A 16,699-nucleotide genomic window follows, 5' to 3' on the forward strand; every position below is an offset into this window, starting at 1 on the left:
AGACATGAATGCAATCATCTACGCGAGAGTAAGCACTGTCAAAGAAGAGCAGGAAACCTCGCTGAAGAGACAAGAAGAAGAATTACTGGCTTTAGCTGCTATGCACAAGATGAATGTGGTTAAAGTCATTAAAGAAAAAGCAAGCGGGTATGATTTAGATCGCGATGGTGTGTTTGATATGCTAGCTACATTAAAAGAAGAGTCAATTGATGCTGTTCTGATCCAAGATGAAACACGTCTCGGAAGAGGACAAGCAAAAATTGCGCTTCTTCATTGTCTTTTTAAAGAGAATGTGAAGGTGTACAGTACGTTTCATAGAGGAGAGCTTGAGCTTTCAGAAGCTGATGAAATGGTGATTGAGATCGTGGGAGTCGTTGAAGAATATCAACGAAAAATTCACAACCTGAAAATCAAGCGGGGAATGAGAAGAGCTGTAGAACGCGGATATCAGCCCGAACTGAATTTAAAACAGCAAGATCATGCCCCTGGCCGTGAGCGTATTGAAGTCCCGATTTCAGAAATTGTTCGATTAAGAAAGAACAACATGACATTCGCCGAAATTGCAGCAACTCTTCAGGCATTAGGTTTTGACATTTCAAAAGCAACAGTTCATAGAAGGTATCAAGAATATGAAAAAGGTCTGATCACCTAAAGCTCGATTTGTTGTCAAAGTGATGGATATTTAGTAGTATGTAGAGAAAATGTTTTAAAGGAGTTAGTCATGATTTCTAAAAATCAGCTTGCAAGAATCAATGAGCTTTCAAAAAAGTCAAAAGAAACCGGTTTGTCAGATGCTGAAAAAACAGAACAAAAGCAATTAAGAGAAGAGTATTTAAAAGCTTTTCGTTCTTCTATGAAAAATACACTTAAAACCGTAAAGATCGTTGACCCTGAAGGAAACGATGTCACACCAGAAAAATTAAAAAGAGAAAGAGATCAAAACCTTCATTGAAGTTTATGATTTCTTGAATTTTGAAAAGATGGGAAAAACATTCTCATCTTTTTTCATGTTTGCATAACTTTTTAGGTGATCGATAAACTAAATGTGACAAAATCACTCTTTTTCAGCGTGAAATAGTTGTGAAAAAAGGACAGTAGATTTATGATAATGGTGTACACAAGATACGGAAGGGGATTTATATGGAAACGATTGAATTGAAATCTATTGCAACAATACGTACTCTCTCCATAGACGCAATTGAAAAAGCGAATTCCGGTCACCCTGGAATGCCGATGGGTGCTGCACCAATGGCATACGCTTTATGGACGAATCACTTAAACGTAAGTCCGCAAAACCCAAATTGGTTTAACAGAGACCGTTTTGTATTATCTGCTGGACATGGTTCTATGCTTCTATATAGCATGCTTCATTTAAGCGGATACAACCTGAGCATCGATGATCTAAAGCAATTCCGCCAATGGGGGAGCAAAACACCTGGACATCCTGAATTTGGACATACAGAGGGCGTAGATGCCACAACAGGTCCTTTAGGACAAGGGATTGCCATGGCAGTTGGTATGGCACTTGCAGAAAGACATCTTGCGGAAACGTATAACAAAGACAACTTTAATGTTGTAGATCACTATACATACAGCATTTGCGGAGATGGAGACTTAATGGAGGGGATTTCCTCTGAAGCTGCTTCTCTTGCTGGTCATTTAGGCTTAGGGCGTTTAATTGTTCTTTATGATTCAAATGATATTTCTTTAGATGGCGATCTAGATCGTTCATTCTCTGAAAATGTGAAGAATCGTTTTGAAGCGATGAACTGGGAAGTTCTTTACGTAAAAGACGGTAACAACATTGAAGAAGTGACGGCTGCTATCGAAAAGGCGAAACAAAGCACAGACAGACCTACACTGATTGAAGTGAAAACAACCATCGGTTTCGGATCGCCAAACCGTGCAGGAACGTCTGGTGTGCATGGTGCACCACTTGGCAGCGATGAAGCTAAGCTGACGAAGGAAGCTTACTCTTGGACGTTTGAAGAAGATTTCCATGTACCTTCTGAAGTGTACGATCATTTCAAAGAAGCTGTAAAAGACGCTGGTCAGAAAAAAGAAGCAGCTTGGAATGAACAATTTGCGCAATATGAAAAAGAATACCCTGAGCTTGCAGCTCAATTGAAGCTTGCGATTGAAGGAAAACTTCCTGAGAATTGGGATCAAGAGGTTCCTGTTTATGAAGCAGGCTCAAGTCTTGCCTCCCGCGCTTCTTCAGGCGAAGTATTAAATGGCATTGCGAAGCAAGTACCTTTCTTCATTGGTGGTTCTGCTGACCTTGCAGGTTCAAACAAAACAACGATTAAAAACACAGACGATTTTGGTAAAGATCATTATGCGGGTAAGAACATTTGGTTCGGTGTTAGAGAATTTGCAATGGGTGCCGCGTTAAACGGTATGGCGCTTCACGGTGGTCTTCGTGTATTCGGCGGAACGTTCTTTGTTTTCTCAGATTACTTAAGACCAGCAATTCGTCTTGCTGCATTAATGGGACTTCCAGTTACTTATGTCTTTACTCATGACAGTATCGCTGTTGGTGAAGATGGTCCGACGCATGAGCCGGTTGAACAGCTTGCTTCATTACGTGCAATGCCAAACCTTTCTGTCATTCGCCCTGCGGATGGGAACGAGACAGCTGCAGCATGGAAACTTGCTGTATCTTCAACGGATAAACCGACAGCACTAGTTCTGACTCGTCAAAACCTTCCAACGATTGATCAAGCACCTGAGAAGGCATATGAGGGAGTAGAAAAGGGTGGATACGTCGTCGTTGAAGCTGCTGATGCACAGCCTGAAGCACTTCTACTCGCTTCTGGATCTGAAGTCGGTTTAGCGATTGAAGCGCAAAAAGCACTTGAAAAAGAAGGAATTCGCGCGTCTGTTGTTAGTCTTCCTGCATGGGATCGTTTCGATCAGCAGTCTGACGAATACAAAGAATCAGTCCTTCCTACAGTAGTGCGGGCTCGTATTGCGATTGAAATGGGAGCTTCACTTGGCTGGGAGCGTTACACTGGTCTTGATGGTGACGTAATTGCTATTGATAAATTTGGCGCATCTGCACCTGGTGAAACCATTATTGAGAAATACGGCTTTACGGTCAGCAATGTCGTCAGCAGAGTGAAAGCGAAGCTGAACAAATAATTAGTCTCCATGCATCATGCTTTTTTTCAACTGTTTGCAGAGCATTTTCATCCGCTCTGCAAACTTTTTTCTTTTTTCTTGTTTTTTTGACAAAACTAGTTTCTTCTTGCTTCATATATAGACAATTCTTTCTTTCACATTTTTGTATAATACAAGCAATATACGAGATTGACGAAATGTGAAAGGAAGGGATAGACATGGAACGCCATTATTATATTTATTGGATTGAGGATGAATTTGCGCATCATTATTTTGGCAGAGAATCAATTTTGTTTCATTTGTTTGAGTCGTTACACTGGACGAATCGCACGGAAGATGAGTTGGTGATGCTTGTGAAACAAGTGGATTACGTGACGAAACGAATCCCTGCTTTTCATATGCACCAGCGATTAATGAACAACTTAACGAATATTCACTATACACAAATTGGCTCGATATACAGCGCTTCCTTACCTGATGGAAAAGGAACGGCTGCATTTATCATAAAAGATCGCTATATCCAAATGTCTGCTACCGGCAGTTATGAAGCAGAAGCAGTATTTTTTGAAGTGCTGAGAAAAATCAGTCCTTGCTTCCTTGCGATGGACTTCGGTTCAAAGAAGCACGGGTGGCTCAATCCGGTAAAAGTGAGGAATTTTGTTTAAAAAAATAAAATTGAACGTGAAATGTTGTATAATAGCCTTTTGTTTAGTACACTTTATACGAGACAACATGAAGGAGGAAGAATTATGGATTTATGGGTTGTCATCCTTGTAGGCGTTGTTGCACTGCTTGCAGGAGTTGCACTCGGATTCTTTATTGCTCGTAAGTATATGATGAGCTACTTGAAAAAGAATCCACCAATTAACGAACAAATGCTTCGAATGATGATGATGCAAATGGGCATGAAACCGTCCCAGAAGAAAATCAATCAAATGATGAAAGCCATGAACAACCAAGCGAAATAATACGTACGATATTATGATCATAGATGGAACATGGTTATAAAGAATGGACAAGCGTTGTCCTTTCTTTATTGAATTCACCTTCATCAGACGCTTTAAAACCACTGTACTTGCCTAAATGAAGCAGGGAAGGTGGTTTTTATTTTGGCTTCAGCTTATTGCTAAAAAACAAAAACCCCTGTTATTCAGAGGTTTTTGTTTCGTTTATGGTCACACATATCAACTGTTCTAAAAATCGTGCAGCATGATAAATATCATGAGATATGATTAGTTGGCTGAGTTTGAGTGTAAGTGTCGTTGATATTGTAAGAGGAGATGATCTAGCTGCTGGCTATGTTCGATGGTTACTGTTGATGTCATCCCATTGTGCAAGACAACTTTCATCAGCTCTTCTCTTTTTTCTTCGATTTGAGTTAATAATGATGTTTTTACCAAAGTCATGTTCCTTTCATGCAAATCTTGATAAAAAGAATCGATTCTATTATATCCATTTTAAGGTTTATTTTCAAATTTAAAGGATTCATTATCTTGATGTCAAATTAAATTATATAAGGTTTTAAGAGAATAGACCATCTTTATTGAGAGGATGTAAAAAAAATGAAATGATTTTGTCATCTCTTATTGTATATTGTAAGAAGGGGGTGTTGTTTTGACAGATTTGAATTTCTTTTTAGCCTTTGGAGCAGGGTTTCTTTCTTTTATCTCACCATGCTGTCTACCGCTTTATCCAGCCTTTTTATCGTATATTACGGGCGTTAGTATGGATGAAGTGAAATCTGAGAAGGTGATGCTGAGAAGAAGAAGTCTACTTCATACCTTATTCTTTTTAGTTGGGTTCTCTATTATCTTTATTGCGATTGGCTTTGGAACATCGTTTGTTGGGAAGTTTTTTGATGATTACCATCAAGCGATTCGCCAGGTTGGAGCCATTCTCATTATTTTCTTTGGCTTTATGACGCTTGGTGTATTTCAGCCTTCTTTCCTCATGGGAGAAAAGAGGATGCAGTTCAAAAACCGACCTGCTGGTTTTTTGGGGTCGATTCTCATCGGAATGGGCTTTGCCGCTGGATGGACACCTTGTACAGGACCAATTTTATCGGCCGTTATCGCACTTGCTAGTAACAATCCAGAGTTGGCTGTGCCTTATATGATTGCATATGTCCTTGGATTTGCCGTCCCGTTTTTTATTCTATCTTTCTTCATCACGAAAATGGCATGGATCAGGAAGCGTCAGCAGCTTATCATGAAAATTGGTGGGATCATTATGATTGTGGTAGGGCTATTGCTGTTCTTTGATCTTCTCACATGGATTATCATCATGTTCTCTTCCTTTTTTGGCGGATTTACTGGCTTTTGAAATCGTTTTCTACAGTCGCGGCGAATGGTTTTTTTTCGTCAATTGGAGTATATTATACATAGGCTGACCTTAAAGAATAAAGGAATGATTTGATATGATGGTCTTGATCTCTTCAATAATTGCGGTATGTATGGCGGTAGCCGTCATGTTTATTCGCATTAAGTCATCTGCAAAACCGGCAACTGCGAAAAAAATTATATTACCTCCTATTTTCATGAGCACTGGAGCTTTGATGTTTTTTGTTCCAATGTTTCAGGTAACTGGGGCTGAATTTCTTGAGGCAATCACAGTGGGGATGTTTTTCTCCATCTTTTTAATCAAAACATCGAAGTTTGAAATTAGAGGGAATGAGATTTACTTAAAGCGGTCAAAAGCATTTGTATTTATTCTCATTGGACTTCTTGTTCTTCGTATCGGAATGAAGACGATCCTGAGTTCTTCTATTGATTATGGCTCTCTAAGCGGAATGTTTTGGATACTTGCCTTTGGCATGATTGTACCTTGGCGCGTTGCCATGTATTTGTCGTTTAGAAAGATATCTAAGCAACTAGACCCTCAGCAGGTTCAAATGAATTAAACCCAGATTGTTGACAAAGTGCTAAAATGATCTTGATTTTAGCACTTTGTCTTCTTTTCAGCGTGATAGAAAACCTTTGAAGTCTAGGAAAGACGAGTACTGGCGCGGAGCGAATTTGACATTCGTGAGCACCAGCACGCAGGACTGACAACGAATGCGAGGGTTTGTCTACACGCTGAAACCTCCTTTTATAAGGAGGTTATTTTAATAATGCTTCATATGGCGTATGATCGATGTTTTTTTCTTGAAGGCGTTTCAATAAAAACTTATGATCACGCTTTGGTGTAGCGATAATATAGCCGCGAATGATTAAGTCTAAATTAATGCTGGCAGCTTGTTCTTTTAATGCCAGCTCGCCAATTTTGCCTGCAATTTTTTCTTTGGCGACATCTCTAAACAGCTCTGGAACAGGTAATACAAGTTCATTTAAAAGCTGTTTGTCTTCTTCCCGCCATAGGTGAAGGCTCTTTTGAATATATTCATCCTGCCAATCAAGCTCTGATTTCCCATCTTCCTTCGGCAATCGTTTTAAAAATTTGCGAAACATAAAAAAGCCACCGATTGCGAGTAAACCGATCATCACCGTGCCCCAAAATAAAATGAACCACAAAAACCAGCCGCTTAACATGTTCTCACTCCTTATACCCCTCGTCTCTCTATCTTATTTTACATGAAGAAATGATAGAAGAAAATAACAAAAATGTATGTCTCTTATCTCTATGAACGCCTTTTTTCATTCATAACTGCCCATTTACTAGAAAAACCCAAACTATCTAATAGCAAAAGAATACCTTATCATATAGCGACTCTACTATTTGGCCATGGTGGTTCGCAAAAGGTATTGACTTGACACGAACGGAAGAGAGCCCACCAAATGAAGGTGGGCTCTTAATGTTTGAAGTGCGGGATTTGAAAGGAAAATGCACCGCTTGAATGGTCAGAACTTTTTTTAATTTTTATCGAAATGATTCGGTTTTCGTATTCTGTTTCAATCTCTTTGTCGTTCAAATAAAAAGGGAGCATGACACTCTTTTCAATTGGTTGTTCGCTTTTATCATTGGGCTTTTGTACTGTGTAAGCGAGAGTGAGCTCATGTCCAGCGAAGGTCAGCTTTACATCAGTGATCGACAGGGTGGAGACATCAATCTCAATAATATAATCACGGCTTGTTTCATAAAGGTCAATTGGGAGGTGTTCATCATACCAAGCAAATGGATCGTCCATTAAAACATTGAGCCAATCGTCTATTTCAAGAAAATCAGAGGAATTCGATTGCTTTTCATTCTCCATAAACACTCCTCCATCACATCTCATAATAAATGATATGTTGAGAACTGAAATGTGTGAAAGACCTAAAACATCCCGCTTTGCCACGGGATGAGAGGAGAATGTTTACATATCGTGATGAGAATTGTGCTTTTGTCTTGTATGGTTGCGGTTTTTCACTTTTTTACTGCCTGATAATGGCTCAGGTTGCCCACTTTGATGCTCCTTAGGCGAGTTTTGACGGATGTCTTTTCCTGTGTTTTTATTCGTCATGATACTGGCTCCTTTCTTATTGATTTTTTTTACGTTTTTTATTGTTTTGTCTTTGTGCTTCTGTTAAAACGAGTTGGTCATCTTCAATATAGCCTGCACCATTTCCTTGGCTTTTGGCTGCGTTCATGCCGTTAATCACATGATTGGCTTTACGTTTTGTCATGTTCTATCACCTCAATTGTAGTATGAACCCGCTCTGCCTCGATTATGAAGAGTAATCATTTCCTAATGATAAGATAAACTTATTGAATTTAATAAAAGCATTGTTATTTACTTATGTATGAATTTGTTTTAAGATGAAATTGTGAGAAAATTGTGGTGAAATACGACGATTTTTCTGAGAATTGAAATTGATCTTGATCATCAAAAGGGGGATTTTGGATATGTCGAAACAGCAGCAAGTCGCTAAACAAGACGCTTTTCAATCTAGAAAAACGTTTTCGACAAATGGGAAAACGTATCACTATTATTCGTTAGAAGCACTAGAGAAACAAGGAATCGGAAACGTTTCTAAGCTGCCTTATTCCATTAAGGTACTTTTAGAATCAGTGCTTCGCCAAGTAGACGGTAGAGTGATCAAAAAGGAACACGTTGAAAACTTGGCAAAATGGGGAACTGCCGAGGTCAAAGAAATTGATGTTCCATTTAAACCTTCTCGTGTTATTTTACAAGACTTCACGGGTGTACCAGCCGTCGTTGACCTTGCTTCTTTAAGAAAAGCAATGGCAGATGTAGGTGGGGATCCGGATAAAATCAACCCTGAAATTCCAGTTGACCTTGTCATTGACCACTCAGTACAAGTTGATAAAGCTGGAACTGAAGATGCATTAAACATTAACATGGATTTAGAATTCGAACGTAACGCAGAGCGTTATAACTTCCTTAGCTGGGCAAAGAAAGCGTTTAATAATTATCAAGCTGTTCCGCCTGCAACAGGAATTGTTCACCAAGTAAACTTAGAGTACCTTGCAAGTGTTGTTCATGCCATTGAAGAAGATGGCGAGATCATCACTTACCCAGATACATTGGTTGGTACTGACTCTCATACAACCATGATCAACGGGATCGGCGTCCTTGGATGGGGTGTTGGTGGTATTGAAGCAGAAGCTGGTATGCTTGGTCAGCCTTCATACTTCCCAGTACCAGAAGTCATTGGTGCTAAATTAGTTGGAGAGCTTCCAAACGGAACAACTGCAACTGACCTTGCACTAAAAGTGACACAAGTTCTTCGTGAAAAAGGCGTAGTGAACAAATTCGTTGAATTCTTCGGACCTGGCGTTGCACAGCTGCCGTTAGCGGATCGTGCAACGATTGCGAACATGGCGCCTGAATACGGGGCAACTTGCGGATTCTTCCCAGTAGATGAGGAAGCTCTTGCTTACCTTCGCCTGACTGGACGTGATGAAGAGCAAATTAATATCGTTGAAGAATATTCTCGCGCAAATGGCTTATTCTATACGCCAGATGCAGAAGAGCCAATTTTTACGGATGTTGTGGAAATTGACCTTTCTCAAATTGAATCAAACTTATCTGGTCCAAAGCGTCCACAAGATTTGATTCCACTTTCTGAAATGAAAGAAACATTCCATCAGCACATTGAAAGCCCAGCTGGTAACCAAGGGTTTGGCTTAGAAAAATCAGAGCTGGATAAACAAATTGAATTTGATCTAGCAAATGGTGAAAAAGCTGTGATGAAGACAGGTGCGATTGCGATTGCAGCGATTACGAGCTGTACGAATACATCGAACCCATACGTCTTGATCGGAGCAGGTCTTGTTGCGAAGAAAGCAAGTGAGCTTGGCATGAAGGTGCCAAACTACGTGAAAACGTCACTTGCGCCAGGTTCTAAGGTTGTGACAGGATACCTCGTGAACTCAGGACTTCTTCCATACTTAAGAGACCTCGGGTTTAATATCGTTGGGTATGGCTGTACAACATGTATCGGAAACTCAGGACCGCTTGCACAAGAAATTGAAGATGCTGTCTCTGAAAATGATCTGCTGATCACTTCTGTTTTATCAGGTAACCGTAACTTTGAAGGTCGTATCCATCCGCTTGTGAAAGGAAACTACCTTGCATCTCCACCATTAGTTGTGGCGTATGCACTTGCTGGTACGGTCAATATCGATTTAACAAAAGACCCTATCGGTGTCGATAAAAATGGTGAGAACGTTTATTTCAATGACATTTGGCCATCAATGGACGAAATCAACAGTGTCGTCAAAAGCACAGTCACACCTGAACTCTTCCGTTCAGAGTATGAAACTGTTTTTGACAACAATGATCGCTGGAATGAAATTAAAACGACGGATGATGCATTGTACAAATGGGATGAAAATTCCACATACATTGATAACCCGCCATTCTTTGAAAACCTATCAGTTGAACCTGGTAAAGTTGAACCGCTTAAAGGCTTGCGCGTCGTTGCGAAGTTCGGTGACTCTGTGACGACTGACCATATTTCTCCTGCTGGAGCGATTGGTAAAGACACACCTGCGGGTAAATACTTGCAAGAAAGAGGCGTATCACCTAGAGACTTTAACTCATACGGATCTCGCCGTGGTAACCACCATGTCATGATGAGAGGTACTTTTGCAAACATCCGTATTAAGAACCAAATCGCACCAGGAACAGAAGGTGGATATACAACTTATTGGCCAACTGGTGAAGTGACATCCATTTATGATGCATGTATGCGTTATAAAGAAGATGGTACAGGTCTTGCAATATTAGCAGGTAAAGACTACGGAATGGGTTCTTCACGTGACTGGGCTGCAAAAGGAACAAACCTTCTTGGAATTAAATTTGTTCTAGCTGAAAGCTTCGAGCGTATCCATAGAAGTAACCTTGTCTTCATGGGCGTACTTCCTTTACAGTTTAAAGACGGAGAAAGTGCAGAAACTTATGGTCTAACAGGAACTGAAACATTTGAAGTTCATGTTGATGAAACTGTTCGTCCACGTGATCTTGTCACTGTGAAAGCAATTGATACAGATGGCAATGAGAAAACATTTGAAGTGGTTGTTCGTTTTGATAGTGAAGTCGAAATTGACTACTATCGTCATGGCGGTATCCTTCAAATGGTACTTCGTGAAAAATTGGCAAGCAACTAATACTCATACAGCAAAGAAGAGAAGGCGCCTAAACAGCTTTCTCTTCTTTTTTAAAATAGTGGAGGATCCATCATGTGGAAAAAAGGAATAGCAAGCGCTGTTTTACTTTTGTTGATTGGTTTACTTGTGTGGAATTTACTTGAACCGAAAGAGCCCGCAATCGGTCTTGAAAAAGGGGATCAAGCCCCTGACTTTGAACTGAAAACCTTAGACGGTCAAACGGCCTCGTTATCTGATTACCAAGGGAAAAAGGTGCTCGTCAATTTTTGGGCGACATGGTGTAAGCCATGCAGGACAGAAATGCCGGATCTAGACGCCATTAGAAGCGAATATGATCAGGTCGAAGTACTGGCAGTGAATTTGACGACCACTGAAAAAAGTGTAGATCATGTTGCAGCATTTGCAGATGAATTAAAGTTGAGCTTTCCTATTTTATTGGATCAAAAAGGCATTCAAGCACGATATCAAGTGCTTTCATACCCCACGACATACATATTAGATGAAAAAGGACGCATCGTGTCTGTGAAGCATCAAATGCTGACAAAAAAAGAAATTGAGCAAGAGCTGGGTCTATAATGATTCAGCTTTTTTGCTTATTTTCTAAATGTTTTGGCGAAAATGAAATACAACTACTGGAGGTGAGTACAATGAGAAGAAGAAAACGACGTACATTTGAAGAGCTTGTACTTGAAAATAAAAAAGAATTATTAAGCAATGAGGAATTTTTAAACCAACTTGAAGAAAAGTTGGAAGAGCGGTTTAGACAGAAATAAGTTATGAATTCTCCTTTTTCGTTCATCCTAAAGAAGAGGGAGGGATGAATGATGGGTAGAGAGCATGATAAACAAGCACAGTTTACACCAGACCATTTAGGGACAAAACCTGTCGCATACAAACGCAATAAAGGTAAAAAGATGCATAATAAATCAAATGAACAGCCTGATGTGATCCAGACGAAGGGCGAATAAGGAGGGTATTAAGATGAATGAAAAGTCATATCAATCCAATCCAGATGATCGTTCTGATAATGTTGAAAAGCTGCAAGATATGATCGAAAACACCCTTGACAATATCGATGAATCTGAAGCAGCGATGGCCCTTTCGACAGATCAAGAAAAACAGATGATCAAGCAAAAAAATGAAAATCGAAAAATGAGCATTGATGCCATGCGTTCTGAGATTAAGGACGAAGAAGCAGCAAGAAAAAATGGCTATACTGAATAAACCAGGGATTCCTGGTTTATTTTATTGCCTCCTTTTAGAAGAACCATTTCGATTGTGGTAAAATGGCAGAGACCTTAGGTTTTGATAGGAGAGCGATGAAAACGTGTATGTATCTAAAAAAGAAATAGAAGTTCGTTATGCAGAAACAGACCAAATGGGCATTGTGTATCATGCCAATTATTTAATCTGGATGGAAGTCGGTAGAACAGCACTGATTAAAGAATTAGGATTTTCCTATGCACAGCTAGAAGCAGAAGGCGCTCTTGCACCCGTTATAGATTTGCAGGTGAAATATAAAAAACCACTCTTGTACGGTGAAACAGCGACCGTTCATACTTGGATTGAAGAATACAATGGACTCAAAACGGTATATGGCTACGAAATTCAAAAGCCTGATGGACAAACAGCGATTACAGGGACAACCTCGCATATTTGTGTAGACAAAGACACCTTTAGACCGATTCAATTTAGAAAAGCATTTCCTGCCTGGCACAAAGTATATGAACAGTCGAAGAAGCAGGTTTAATTCATGGCGTTTGGTATTAAAAGAAGCGATTTAAATGCGTGGAAATCAGCTGTTCAGCAAGGAGAAATAGCGTTTTTAACCCATTATTGGCTTGATGACCGTTTCCCGCATGCCAATACCGTCACTAAAGCAGCCTGTCAGGATATGAAACACTTAATTGAGTGGGGAAAAAAGCATGGACTTAAAAAAGAATGGATTCATGACCGCGCAGGGTTTCCTCACTTTGACTTGATCGGTGAAACGCAAAAAAGAATCCTGCAAAAGGAGCGGTCTTTAGGAAACATTCAGGAATATGGGCTATATATTGAAGGATAATACAAAAAAGATACCCGAGGGATGAGGTATCTTTTTTGTTTATTCATAATGAAATTCTGGTTCTTTTACAGACTCGTTATAATCAATATGCAGATCATGGTTGTCAAAATACCAAATATCACTTTCTTCCACAAAGAAAGTAATACCTTCTATTTCAGCGGTTGCGCCGGCATTTTGAGGTTCATCTTTTGCGACGCCGAGAGAAAAGCCTTTTTGTACATTACTGCACCCGCCATATCTCACAAAAAAGCGAACTTGATCACCTTTTTCTAAATCTAATTCATCCTTGTACCAATTGAGTGCATCTTCTTTAATCGTTAATTTCAATGTGATCGCCCCTTTTTTGAAGTCATGCTGTTTTTTAAAATGCAGGATGCAAAAAAACAGCTTTTCTTTACTTTTACCACAGAATGAAACTTATGAAACGGCTAGAGCCATTTGATTTTCGGTTCAGTTTTGTTGAGGATTCGTTTGAGGTTGGCGATGTGTCTGTAAATCACAAAACCAGCAAGAACGGCAACAACAATGATTAAAAATACGTCTTTGGTGAATATGCTGTAAATGAACGTATAGATCCCGGTCAGCATAGATGATAATGATACATATTTACTAATGTATAAAAATAAGAAAAAAGCAGCGATCATCGTGATAAATAAGAACGGGGCATAAAATAATAACACGCCGCCAGATGTAGCGACTGCTTTTCCCCCTTTAAATTTTGCAAAGATAGGAAAGCTGTGACCGATAACAGCAGCAACCCCCGCTAATAAGGGATGAATGTCCAGTTGCATGAAAAACGGTAAAGCAGAAGCGAGAGTCCCTTTTAAAATATCAGCAGAAATAACAATAGACCCTGCTTTTATGCCAAGCGTACGAAATGCATTCGTTGCACCTAGGTTTCCGCTGCCATGTTCACGGATATCAATACCCTTTGCAGCTTTCCCGACAATGAGACCGGATGGAATACTGCCGAGAAGATAAGCCAAAATAAACATCAAAGCAATTAACATCTGCATAACTCCTTTATATTCTCCCTCTTGTCTTACATTTTAACATGATCTTATGAAAAACATGGGGATCTTTTTTTGAAAAAATCAAATGCAGATGGATTCAGCTTTGTTTTTAAGCAGAAGTTCGCTAAAATAGAGGAAAAGGGGTGTTTGGATGAATCATCCTTCGAAACAAGAAATTGGTCGTATTTTAAAGAGCAGTAAAAGAATTGCTGTTGTTGGATTATCAGATCAGCCGCACCGAACGTCTTATATGGTGTCTAAAGCAATGCAGGATGCCGGTTATGAGATCATTCCGGTGAATCCAACGATCGATGAAGCACTTGGTGTGAAAGCAGTCGCTTCACTAAAAGAGATCAAAGAGCCTGTTGATATTGTGAATGTTTTCAGACGTTCAGAGTTTTTGCCCGAGGTGGCTGAAGAATTTCTTGAAATCGACGCACCTGTTTTTTGGGCGCAGCAAGGCATCTATCACGAAGAAGCGAAAAGGCTGATTGAGGAAAATGGCAAGGTTGCCATCATGGATTTATGTATCAAGGTGGCTCATGCAATGACAAAAACTCATTAAATCGTCAAAAATCCTTGGTTTTCAAGGATTTTTGCTTTTTTGTTGCAGAAATATATTTGCGATTCTAGAAGAAAGCGATAAAATAAGGCGACAGGGACATATCGGTGATCTTGCATATCAAGAAAAAGAGCGATAAGATAAAGATAGAACATTTGTTCTTATTTGTGAAAATCATCATATGATTGCATTTGGCTTATCAAACAGTCTTGTTTATAATGGACTTCTAGTTCTCATTGCAGAATGTAGAACATTCTCATAGCCGTGCAAAGGAGCATGTTTTGTTGAAACACATGCATGGTGATGATGCAGCTTATTAAAGTAGACAGTAATGAGCAGCATGATCATCATTAAAATCTAGAGAGATCAACTGATGGTTTGCCGGTTATGTTTGTTAGTGAAAGGGGATTAAGCATTTGGTTAAAAAGCAGCAAGTAGATTATAACGATGATTCTATTCAGGTGCTAGAGGGACTTGAAGCGGTCCGTAAACGTCCAGGAATGTATATTGGGTCAACGGATTCACGCGGTCTTCATCACCTTGTCTATGAGATTGTAGACAACTCTGTCGATGAAGTACTCGCTGGCCATGGAGAACATATCGTTGTCAAAATACATAAAGATAACAGCATTTCCGTCCAGGATAAAGGACGTGGAATGCCTACTGGTATGCATAAGCTTGGAAAACCGACACCTGAGATCATTTTAACGGTCCTTCACGCAGGGGGAAAATTTGGTCAAGGCGGATATAAAACAAGTGGTGGGCTTCACGGAGTTGGGGCATCTGTTGTAAACGCGCTGTCAGAGTGGCTTACCGTCACAATTGAACGTGATGGCTATATCTATCATCAGCGTTTTGAAAACGGCGGAAAACCTGTGACGTCACTTGAAAAAGTCGGAAAAACGAAAAAAACCGGAACACTGATTCATTTTAAACCAGATCGATCCATGTTCAGTGTCACCACCTATAATTTCGATACATTATCAGAACGTTTAAGAGAATCTGCCTTTTTATTAAAAGGATTAAAAATAGAGCTGATTGATGAACGACATGATGTACAAGAAACCTTTTATTATGAGACAGGCATTGAAGCCTTCGTTGCTTATTTAAATGAAGAAAAAGATGTTCTGAGTGAAGTAGTCTCATTTGAAGGAGAGCATCAATCCATCGAAGTAGATTTTGCATTTCAATTCAATGACGGCTACTCGGAAAATATTCTTTCTTTCGTCAATAACGTGAGAACAAAAGATGGTGGTACACATGAGTCTGGTGCCAAAACAGCGATGACGAGAGCCTTTAATGAATATGCGCGCAAAGTCGCACTTTTAAAAGAAAAAGACAAAAATTTAGAGGGCACTGATATTCGCGAAGGGCTATCTGCTATTATTTCTGTCAGAATTCCTGAAGAACTGCTTCAATTTGAAGGTCAGACAAAAGGAAAGCTTGGGACAAGTGAGGCTCGCTCAGCTGTTGATGCTGTTATTTCTGAAAAGCTAGCTTATTTCCTTGAAGAAAACCGTGAAACAGCGACTCTTCTTGTGAGAAAAGCGATTAAAGCGCAGCAGGCAAGAGAAGCTGCTAGAAGAGCACGTGAAGAAGCAAGGAGCGGCAAGAAACGGAAGAAGTCCGAAGCGACCCTGAGCGGAAAATTAACACCTGCTCAATCTAGAAACCCGGCAAGAAATGAGTTGTACCTAGTAGAGGGAGACTCAGCAGGCGGGTCAGCAAAACAAGGACGTGACCGTAAATTCCAAGCGGTGCTGCCGCTTCGTGGAAAGGTCATTAACACAGAAAAAGCGAAACTTGCTGATATTTTCAAAAATGAAGAAATCAACACGATTATTCATGCGATCGGTGGAGGCGTCGGTGTCGATTTTAATGTAGAAGACATCAATTATGACAAAATCGTGATCATGACAGATGCTGATACAGATGGAGCGCATATTCAAGTGCTTCTGCTCACGTTCTTCTACCGCTATATGAAGCCGCTGATTGAGCATGGCAAGGTGTTTATTGCACTACCGCCTTTATATAAAGTCAGCAAAGGCTCAGGGAAAAAAGAAGTCATTGAGTACGCATGGTCTGATGAAGAAATGGATGACGTACTGAAGAAAGTTGGAAAAGGGTACACGATTCAGCGCTATAAAGGTTTAGGTGAAATGAACGCCGACCAGCTATGGGAAACGACAATGAATCCAGAATCGAGAACACTTGTCAGAGTCAAAATCGACGATGCTGCACGAGTGGAACGCCGCGTCACGACATTAATGGGTGACAAAGTAGAACCACGTCGTAAATGGATTGAAAAGAATGTCGCCTTTGGACTTGATGAGGAAAGTAACATTCTTGAAAATGAAAACTTGTCGCTAGCTGAGGAGGTTTAAA

23 protein-coding genes are annotated in these 16,699 nt (G+C 39.9%); 16 read left to right on the plus strand and 7 right to left on the minus strand.

Features of this window, described 5'->3' with window-relative positions:
- The first annotated feature begins 4 nt into the window (after positions 1-4).
- The 5 genes from MHI35_RS08695 (at position 5) to MHI35_RS08715 (ending at position 4,091) form a co-directional block, all read left to right on the plus strand.
- Positions 5-652 carry a YneB family resolvase-like protein gene (locus tag MHI35_RS08695; RefSeq protein WP_211063999.1) on the plus strand — a complete coding sequence of 216 codons (648 nt, stop codon included), beginning with the start codon at positions 5-7 and terminating at the stop codon, positions 650-652.
- A gap of 69 nt (positions 653-721) precedes the next feature.
- On the plus strand, positions 722-952 hold the full coding sequence (locus tag MHI35_RS08700) for a DUF896 domain-containing protein (RefSeq protein WP_003211509.1): 231 nt from the start codon (positions 722-724) through the stop codon (positions 950-952).
- Between the two features lie 188 nt (positions 953-1,140).
- The gene (gene tkt / locus MHI35_RS08705; protein WP_335349370.1) at positions 1,141-3,144 is read left to right on the plus strand and encodes a transketolase; all 2,004 of its coding nucleotides are present in this window, start codon (positions 1,141-1,143) and stop codon (positions 3,142-3,144) included.
- 197 nt (positions 3,145-3,341) lie between these two features.
- Positions 3,342-3,788 carry a sporulation inhibitor of replication protein SirA gene (gene sirA, locus MHI35_RS08710; RefSeq protein WP_012010100.1) on the plus strand — a complete coding sequence of 149 codons (447 nt, stop codon included), beginning with the start codon at positions 3,342-3,344 and terminating at the stop codon, positions 3,786-3,788.
- Positions 3,789-3,872: 84 nt separating this feature from the next.
- A complete protein-coding gene (locus tag MHI35_RS08715) occupies positions 3,873-4,091 on the plus strand; it encodes a YneF family protein (protein ID WP_003212379.1) in 219 nt (72 codons plus the stop codon).
- Positions 4,092-4,355: 264 nt separating this feature from the next.
- On the opposite strand, the gene MHI35_RS08720 is transcribed toward MHI35_RS08715, so the two are convergent.
- Positions 4,356-4,529, minus strand: coding sequence for an aspartyl-phosphate phosphatase Spo0E family protein (locus tag MHI35_RS08720; protein ID WP_369810454.1), 174 nt, complete (start codon positions 4,527-4,529; stop codon positions 4,356-4,358).
- A gap of 208 nt (positions 4,530-4,737) precedes the next feature.
- Between MHI35_RS08720 and MHI35_RS08725 the strand changes: the two genes are divergently transcribed.
- The gene (locus MHI35_RS08725) at positions 4,738-5,445 is read left to right on the plus strand and encodes a cytochrome c biogenesis CcdA family protein (protein WP_335349371.1); all 708 of its coding nucleotides are present in this window, start codon (positions 4,738-4,740) and stop codon (positions 5,443-5,445) included.
- Between the two features lie 94 nt (positions 5,446-5,539).
- On the plus strand, positions 5,540-6,022 hold the full coding sequence (locus MHI35_RS08730; RefSeq protein ID WP_088002832.1) for a CcdC family protein: 483 nt from the start codon (positions 5,540-5,542) through the stop codon (positions 6,020-6,022).
- Between the two features lie 199 nt (positions 6,023-6,221).
- Here MHI35_RS08730 and MHI35_RS08735 read toward each other — a convergent pair whose 3' ends face one another.
- From MHI35_RS08735 to sspO, 4 genes are all read right to left on the minus strand, one after another.
- Complete coding sequence (locus MHI35_RS08735; RefSeq protein ID WP_044141405.1) at positions 6,222-6,650, minus strand: DUF2621 domain-containing protein; 429 nt, start codon at positions 6,648-6,650, stop codon at positions 6,222-6,224.
- A gap of 260 nt (positions 6,651-6,910) precedes the next feature.
- Positions 6,911-7,312, minus strand: a complete 402-nt coding sequence (locus tag MHI35_RS08740) for an Hsp20/alpha crystallin family protein (protein ID WP_144522632.1) — start codon at positions 7,310-7,312, stop codon at positions 6,911-6,913.
- A gap of 102 nt (positions 7,313-7,414) precedes the next feature.
- A complete protein-coding gene (locus MHI35_RS08745) occupies positions 7,415-7,561 on the minus strand; it encodes a small acid-soluble spore protein P (RefSeq protein ID WP_012010105.1) in 147 nt (48 codons plus the stop codon).
- Positions 7,562-7,577: 16 nt separating this feature from the next.
- The gene (sspO, locus tag MHI35_RS08750; protein ID WP_144522631.1) at positions 7,578-7,724 is read right to left on the minus strand and encodes a small acid-soluble spore protein O; all 147 of its coding nucleotides are present in this window, start codon (positions 7,722-7,724) and stop codon (positions 7,578-7,580) included.
- A 220-nt stretch (positions 7,725-7,944) separates the two neighbouring features.
- Between sspO and acnA the strand changes: the two genes are divergently transcribed.
- The 7 genes from acnA to MHI35_RS08785 all read left to right on the plus strand — a co-directional run bounded on the left by acnA (position 7,945) and on the right by MHI35_RS08785 (position 12,739).
- Positions 7,945-10,674: an aconitate hydratase AcnA gene (acnA, locus tag MHI35_RS08755; protein WP_211063997.1), complete on the plus strand. Its 2,730-nt coding sequence runs from the start codon at positions 7,945-7,947 to the stop codon at positions 10,672-10,674.
- 72 nt (positions 10,675-10,746) lie between these two features.
- Complete coding sequence (locus tag MHI35_RS08760) at positions 10,747-11,250, plus strand: TlpA family protein disulfide reductase (RefSeq protein WP_335349372.1); 504 nt, start codon at positions 10,747-10,749, stop codon at positions 11,248-11,250.
- Positions 11,251-11,321: 71 nt separating this feature from the next.
- Positions 11,322-11,447: an FbpB family small basic protein gene (locus MHI35_RS08765; protein ID WP_003211002.1), complete on the plus strand. Its 126-nt coding sequence runs from the start codon at positions 11,322-11,324 to the stop codon at positions 11,445-11,447.
- Between the two features lie 51 nt (positions 11,448-11,498).
- Positions 11,499-11,642 (plus strand): acid-soluble spore protein N, encoded by a 144-nt coding sequence (locus tag MHI35_RS08770; RefSeq protein WP_008357830.1) that lies wholly within the window; start codon positions 11,499-11,501, stop codon positions 11,640-11,642.
- 13 nt (positions 11,643-11,655) lie between these two features.
- The gene (tlp, locus tag MHI35_RS08775) at positions 11,656-11,898 is read left to right on the plus strand and encodes a small acid-soluble spore protein Tlp (protein WP_012010110.1); all 243 of its coding nucleotides are present in this window, start codon (positions 11,656-11,658) and stop codon (positions 11,896-11,898) included.
- A 103-nt stretch (positions 11,899-12,001) separates the two neighbouring features.
- Entirely contained in the window at positions 12,002-12,424 is a 423-nt protein-coding gene (locus tag MHI35_RS08780) for an acyl-CoA thioesterase (protein ID WP_088002823.1), read from the plus strand.
- Positions 12,425-12,427: 3 nt separating this feature from the next.
- Positions 12,428-12,739 carry a hypothetical protein gene (locus tag MHI35_RS08785; protein WP_144526363.1) on the plus strand — a complete coding sequence of 104 codons (312 nt, stop codon included), beginning with the start codon at positions 12,428-12,430 and terminating at the stop codon, positions 12,737-12,739.
- A gap of 39 nt (positions 12,740-12,778) precedes the next feature.
- Here the strand turns inward: MHI35_RS08785 and MHI35_RS08790 are convergent, their stop codons facing one another.
- Positions 12,779-13,066, minus strand: coding sequence for a HesB/YadR/YfhF family protein (locus MHI35_RS08790; protein WP_003210876.1), 288 nt, complete (start codon positions 13,064-13,066; stop codon positions 12,779-12,781).
- 101 nt (positions 13,067-13,167) lie between these two features.
- Positions 13,168-13,749 carry a glycerol-3-phosphate 1-O-acyltransferase PlsY gene (plsY, locus tag MHI35_RS08795; RefSeq protein WP_144522627.1) on the minus strand — a complete coding sequence of 194 codons (582 nt, stop codon included), beginning with the start codon at positions 13,747-13,749 and terminating at the stop codon, positions 13,168-13,170.
- 154 nt (positions 13,750-13,903) lie between these two features.
- Here plsY and MHI35_RS08800 point away from each other — a divergent pair, with 154 nt between their 5' ends.
- Both MHI35_RS08800 and parE read left to right on the plus strand, forming a co-directional pair.
- Complete coding sequence (locus MHI35_RS08800) at positions 13,904-14,317, plus strand: CoA-binding protein (RefSeq protein ID WP_012010115.1); 414 nt, start codon at positions 13,904-13,906, stop codon at positions 14,315-14,317.
- 413 nt (positions 14,318-14,730) lie between these two features.
- Positions 14,731-16,698: a DNA topoisomerase IV subunit B gene (gene parE, locus MHI35_RS08805; protein WP_335349373.1), complete on the plus strand. Its 1,968-nt coding sequence runs from the start codon at positions 14,731-14,733 to the stop codon at positions 16,696-16,698.
- Position 16,699: the final 1 nt, after the last annotated feature.

The organism is Bacillus sp. FSL K6-3459 (assembly GCF_038003305.1).
In the GTDB taxonomy this organism is placed as follows: Bacteria; Bacillota; Bacilli; order Bacillales; family Bacillaceae; genus Bacillus; species Bacillus pumilus_O.

Bases quoted from the DNA above. Each gene is read 5' to 3' on its own strand.
- MHI35_RS08730 (WP_088002832.1), top strand. From the start codon at position 5,540: ATGATGGTCTTGATCTCTTCAATAATTGCGGTATGTATGGCGGTAGCC.
- MHI35_RS08745 (WP_012010105.1), bottom strand. From the start codon at position 7,561: ATGACGAATAAAAACACAGGAAAAGACATCCGTCAAAACTCGCCTAAG.
- MHI35_RS08715 (WP_003212379.1), top strand. From the start codon at position 3,873: ATGGATTTATGGGTTGTCATCCTTGTAGGCGTTGTTGCACTGCTTGCA.
- plsY (WP_144522627.1), bottom strand. From the start codon at position 13,749: ATGTTAATTGCTTTGATGTTTATTTTGGCTTATCTTCTCGGCAGTATT.
- MHI35_RS08765 (WP_003211002.1), top strand. From the start codon at position 11,322: ATGAGAAGAAGAAAACGACGTACATTTGAAGAGCTTGTACTTGAAAAT.
- MHI35_RS08700 (WP_003211509.1), top strand. From the start codon at position 722: ATGATTTCTAAAAATCAGCTTGCAAGAATCAATGAGCTTTCAAAAAAG.
- MHI35_RS08760 (WP_335349372.1), top strand. From the start codon at position 10,747: ATGTGGAAAAAAGGAATAGCAAGCGCTGTTTTACTTTTGTTGATTGGT.
- tkt (WP_335349370.1), top strand. From the start codon at position 1,141: ATGGAAACGATTGAATTGAAATCTATTGCAACAATACGTACTCTCTCC.
- MHI35_RS08720 (WP_369810454.1), bottom strand. From the start codon at position 4,529: ATGACTTTGGTAAAAACATCATTATTAACTCAAATCGAAGAAAAAAGA.
- sspO (WP_144522631.1), bottom strand. From the start codon at position 7,724: ATGACAAAACGTAAAGCCAATCATGTGATTAACGGCATGAACGCAGCC.
- MHI35_RS08740 (WP_144522632.1), bottom strand. From the start codon at position 7,312: ATGGAGAATGAAAAGCAATCGAATTCCTCTGATTTTCTTGAAATAGAC.
- MHI35_RS08695 (WP_211063999.1), top strand. From the start codon at position 5: ATGAATGCAATCATCTACGCGAGAGTAAGCACTGTCAAAGAAGAGCAG.
- MHI35_RS08800 (WP_012010115.1), top strand. From the start codon at position 13,904: ATGAATCATCCTTCGAAACAAGAAATTGGTCGTATTTTAAAGAGCAGT.
- MHI35_RS08785 (WP_144526363.1), top strand. From the start codon at position 12,428: ATGGCGTTTGGTATTAAAAGAAGCGATTTAAATGCGTGGAAATCAGCT.
- tlp (WP_012010110.1), top strand. From the start codon at position 11,656: ATGAATGAAAAGTCATATCAATCCAATCCAGATGATCGTTCTGATAAT.
- MHI35_RS08735 (WP_044141405.1), bottom strand. From the start codon at position 6,650: ATGTTAAGCGGCTGGTTTTTGTGGTTCATTTTATTTTGGGGCACGGTG.
- acnA (WP_211063997.1), top strand. From the start codon at position 7,945: ATGTCGAAACAGCAGCAAGTCGCTAAACAAGACGCTTTTCAATCTAGA.
- MHI35_RS08770 (WP_008357830.1), top strand. From the start codon at position 11,499: ATGGGTAGAGAGCATGATAAACAAGCACAGTTTACACCAGACCATTTA.
- sirA (WP_012010100.1), top strand. From the start codon at position 3,342: ATGGAACGCCATTATTATATTTATTGGATTGAGGATGAATTTGCGCAT.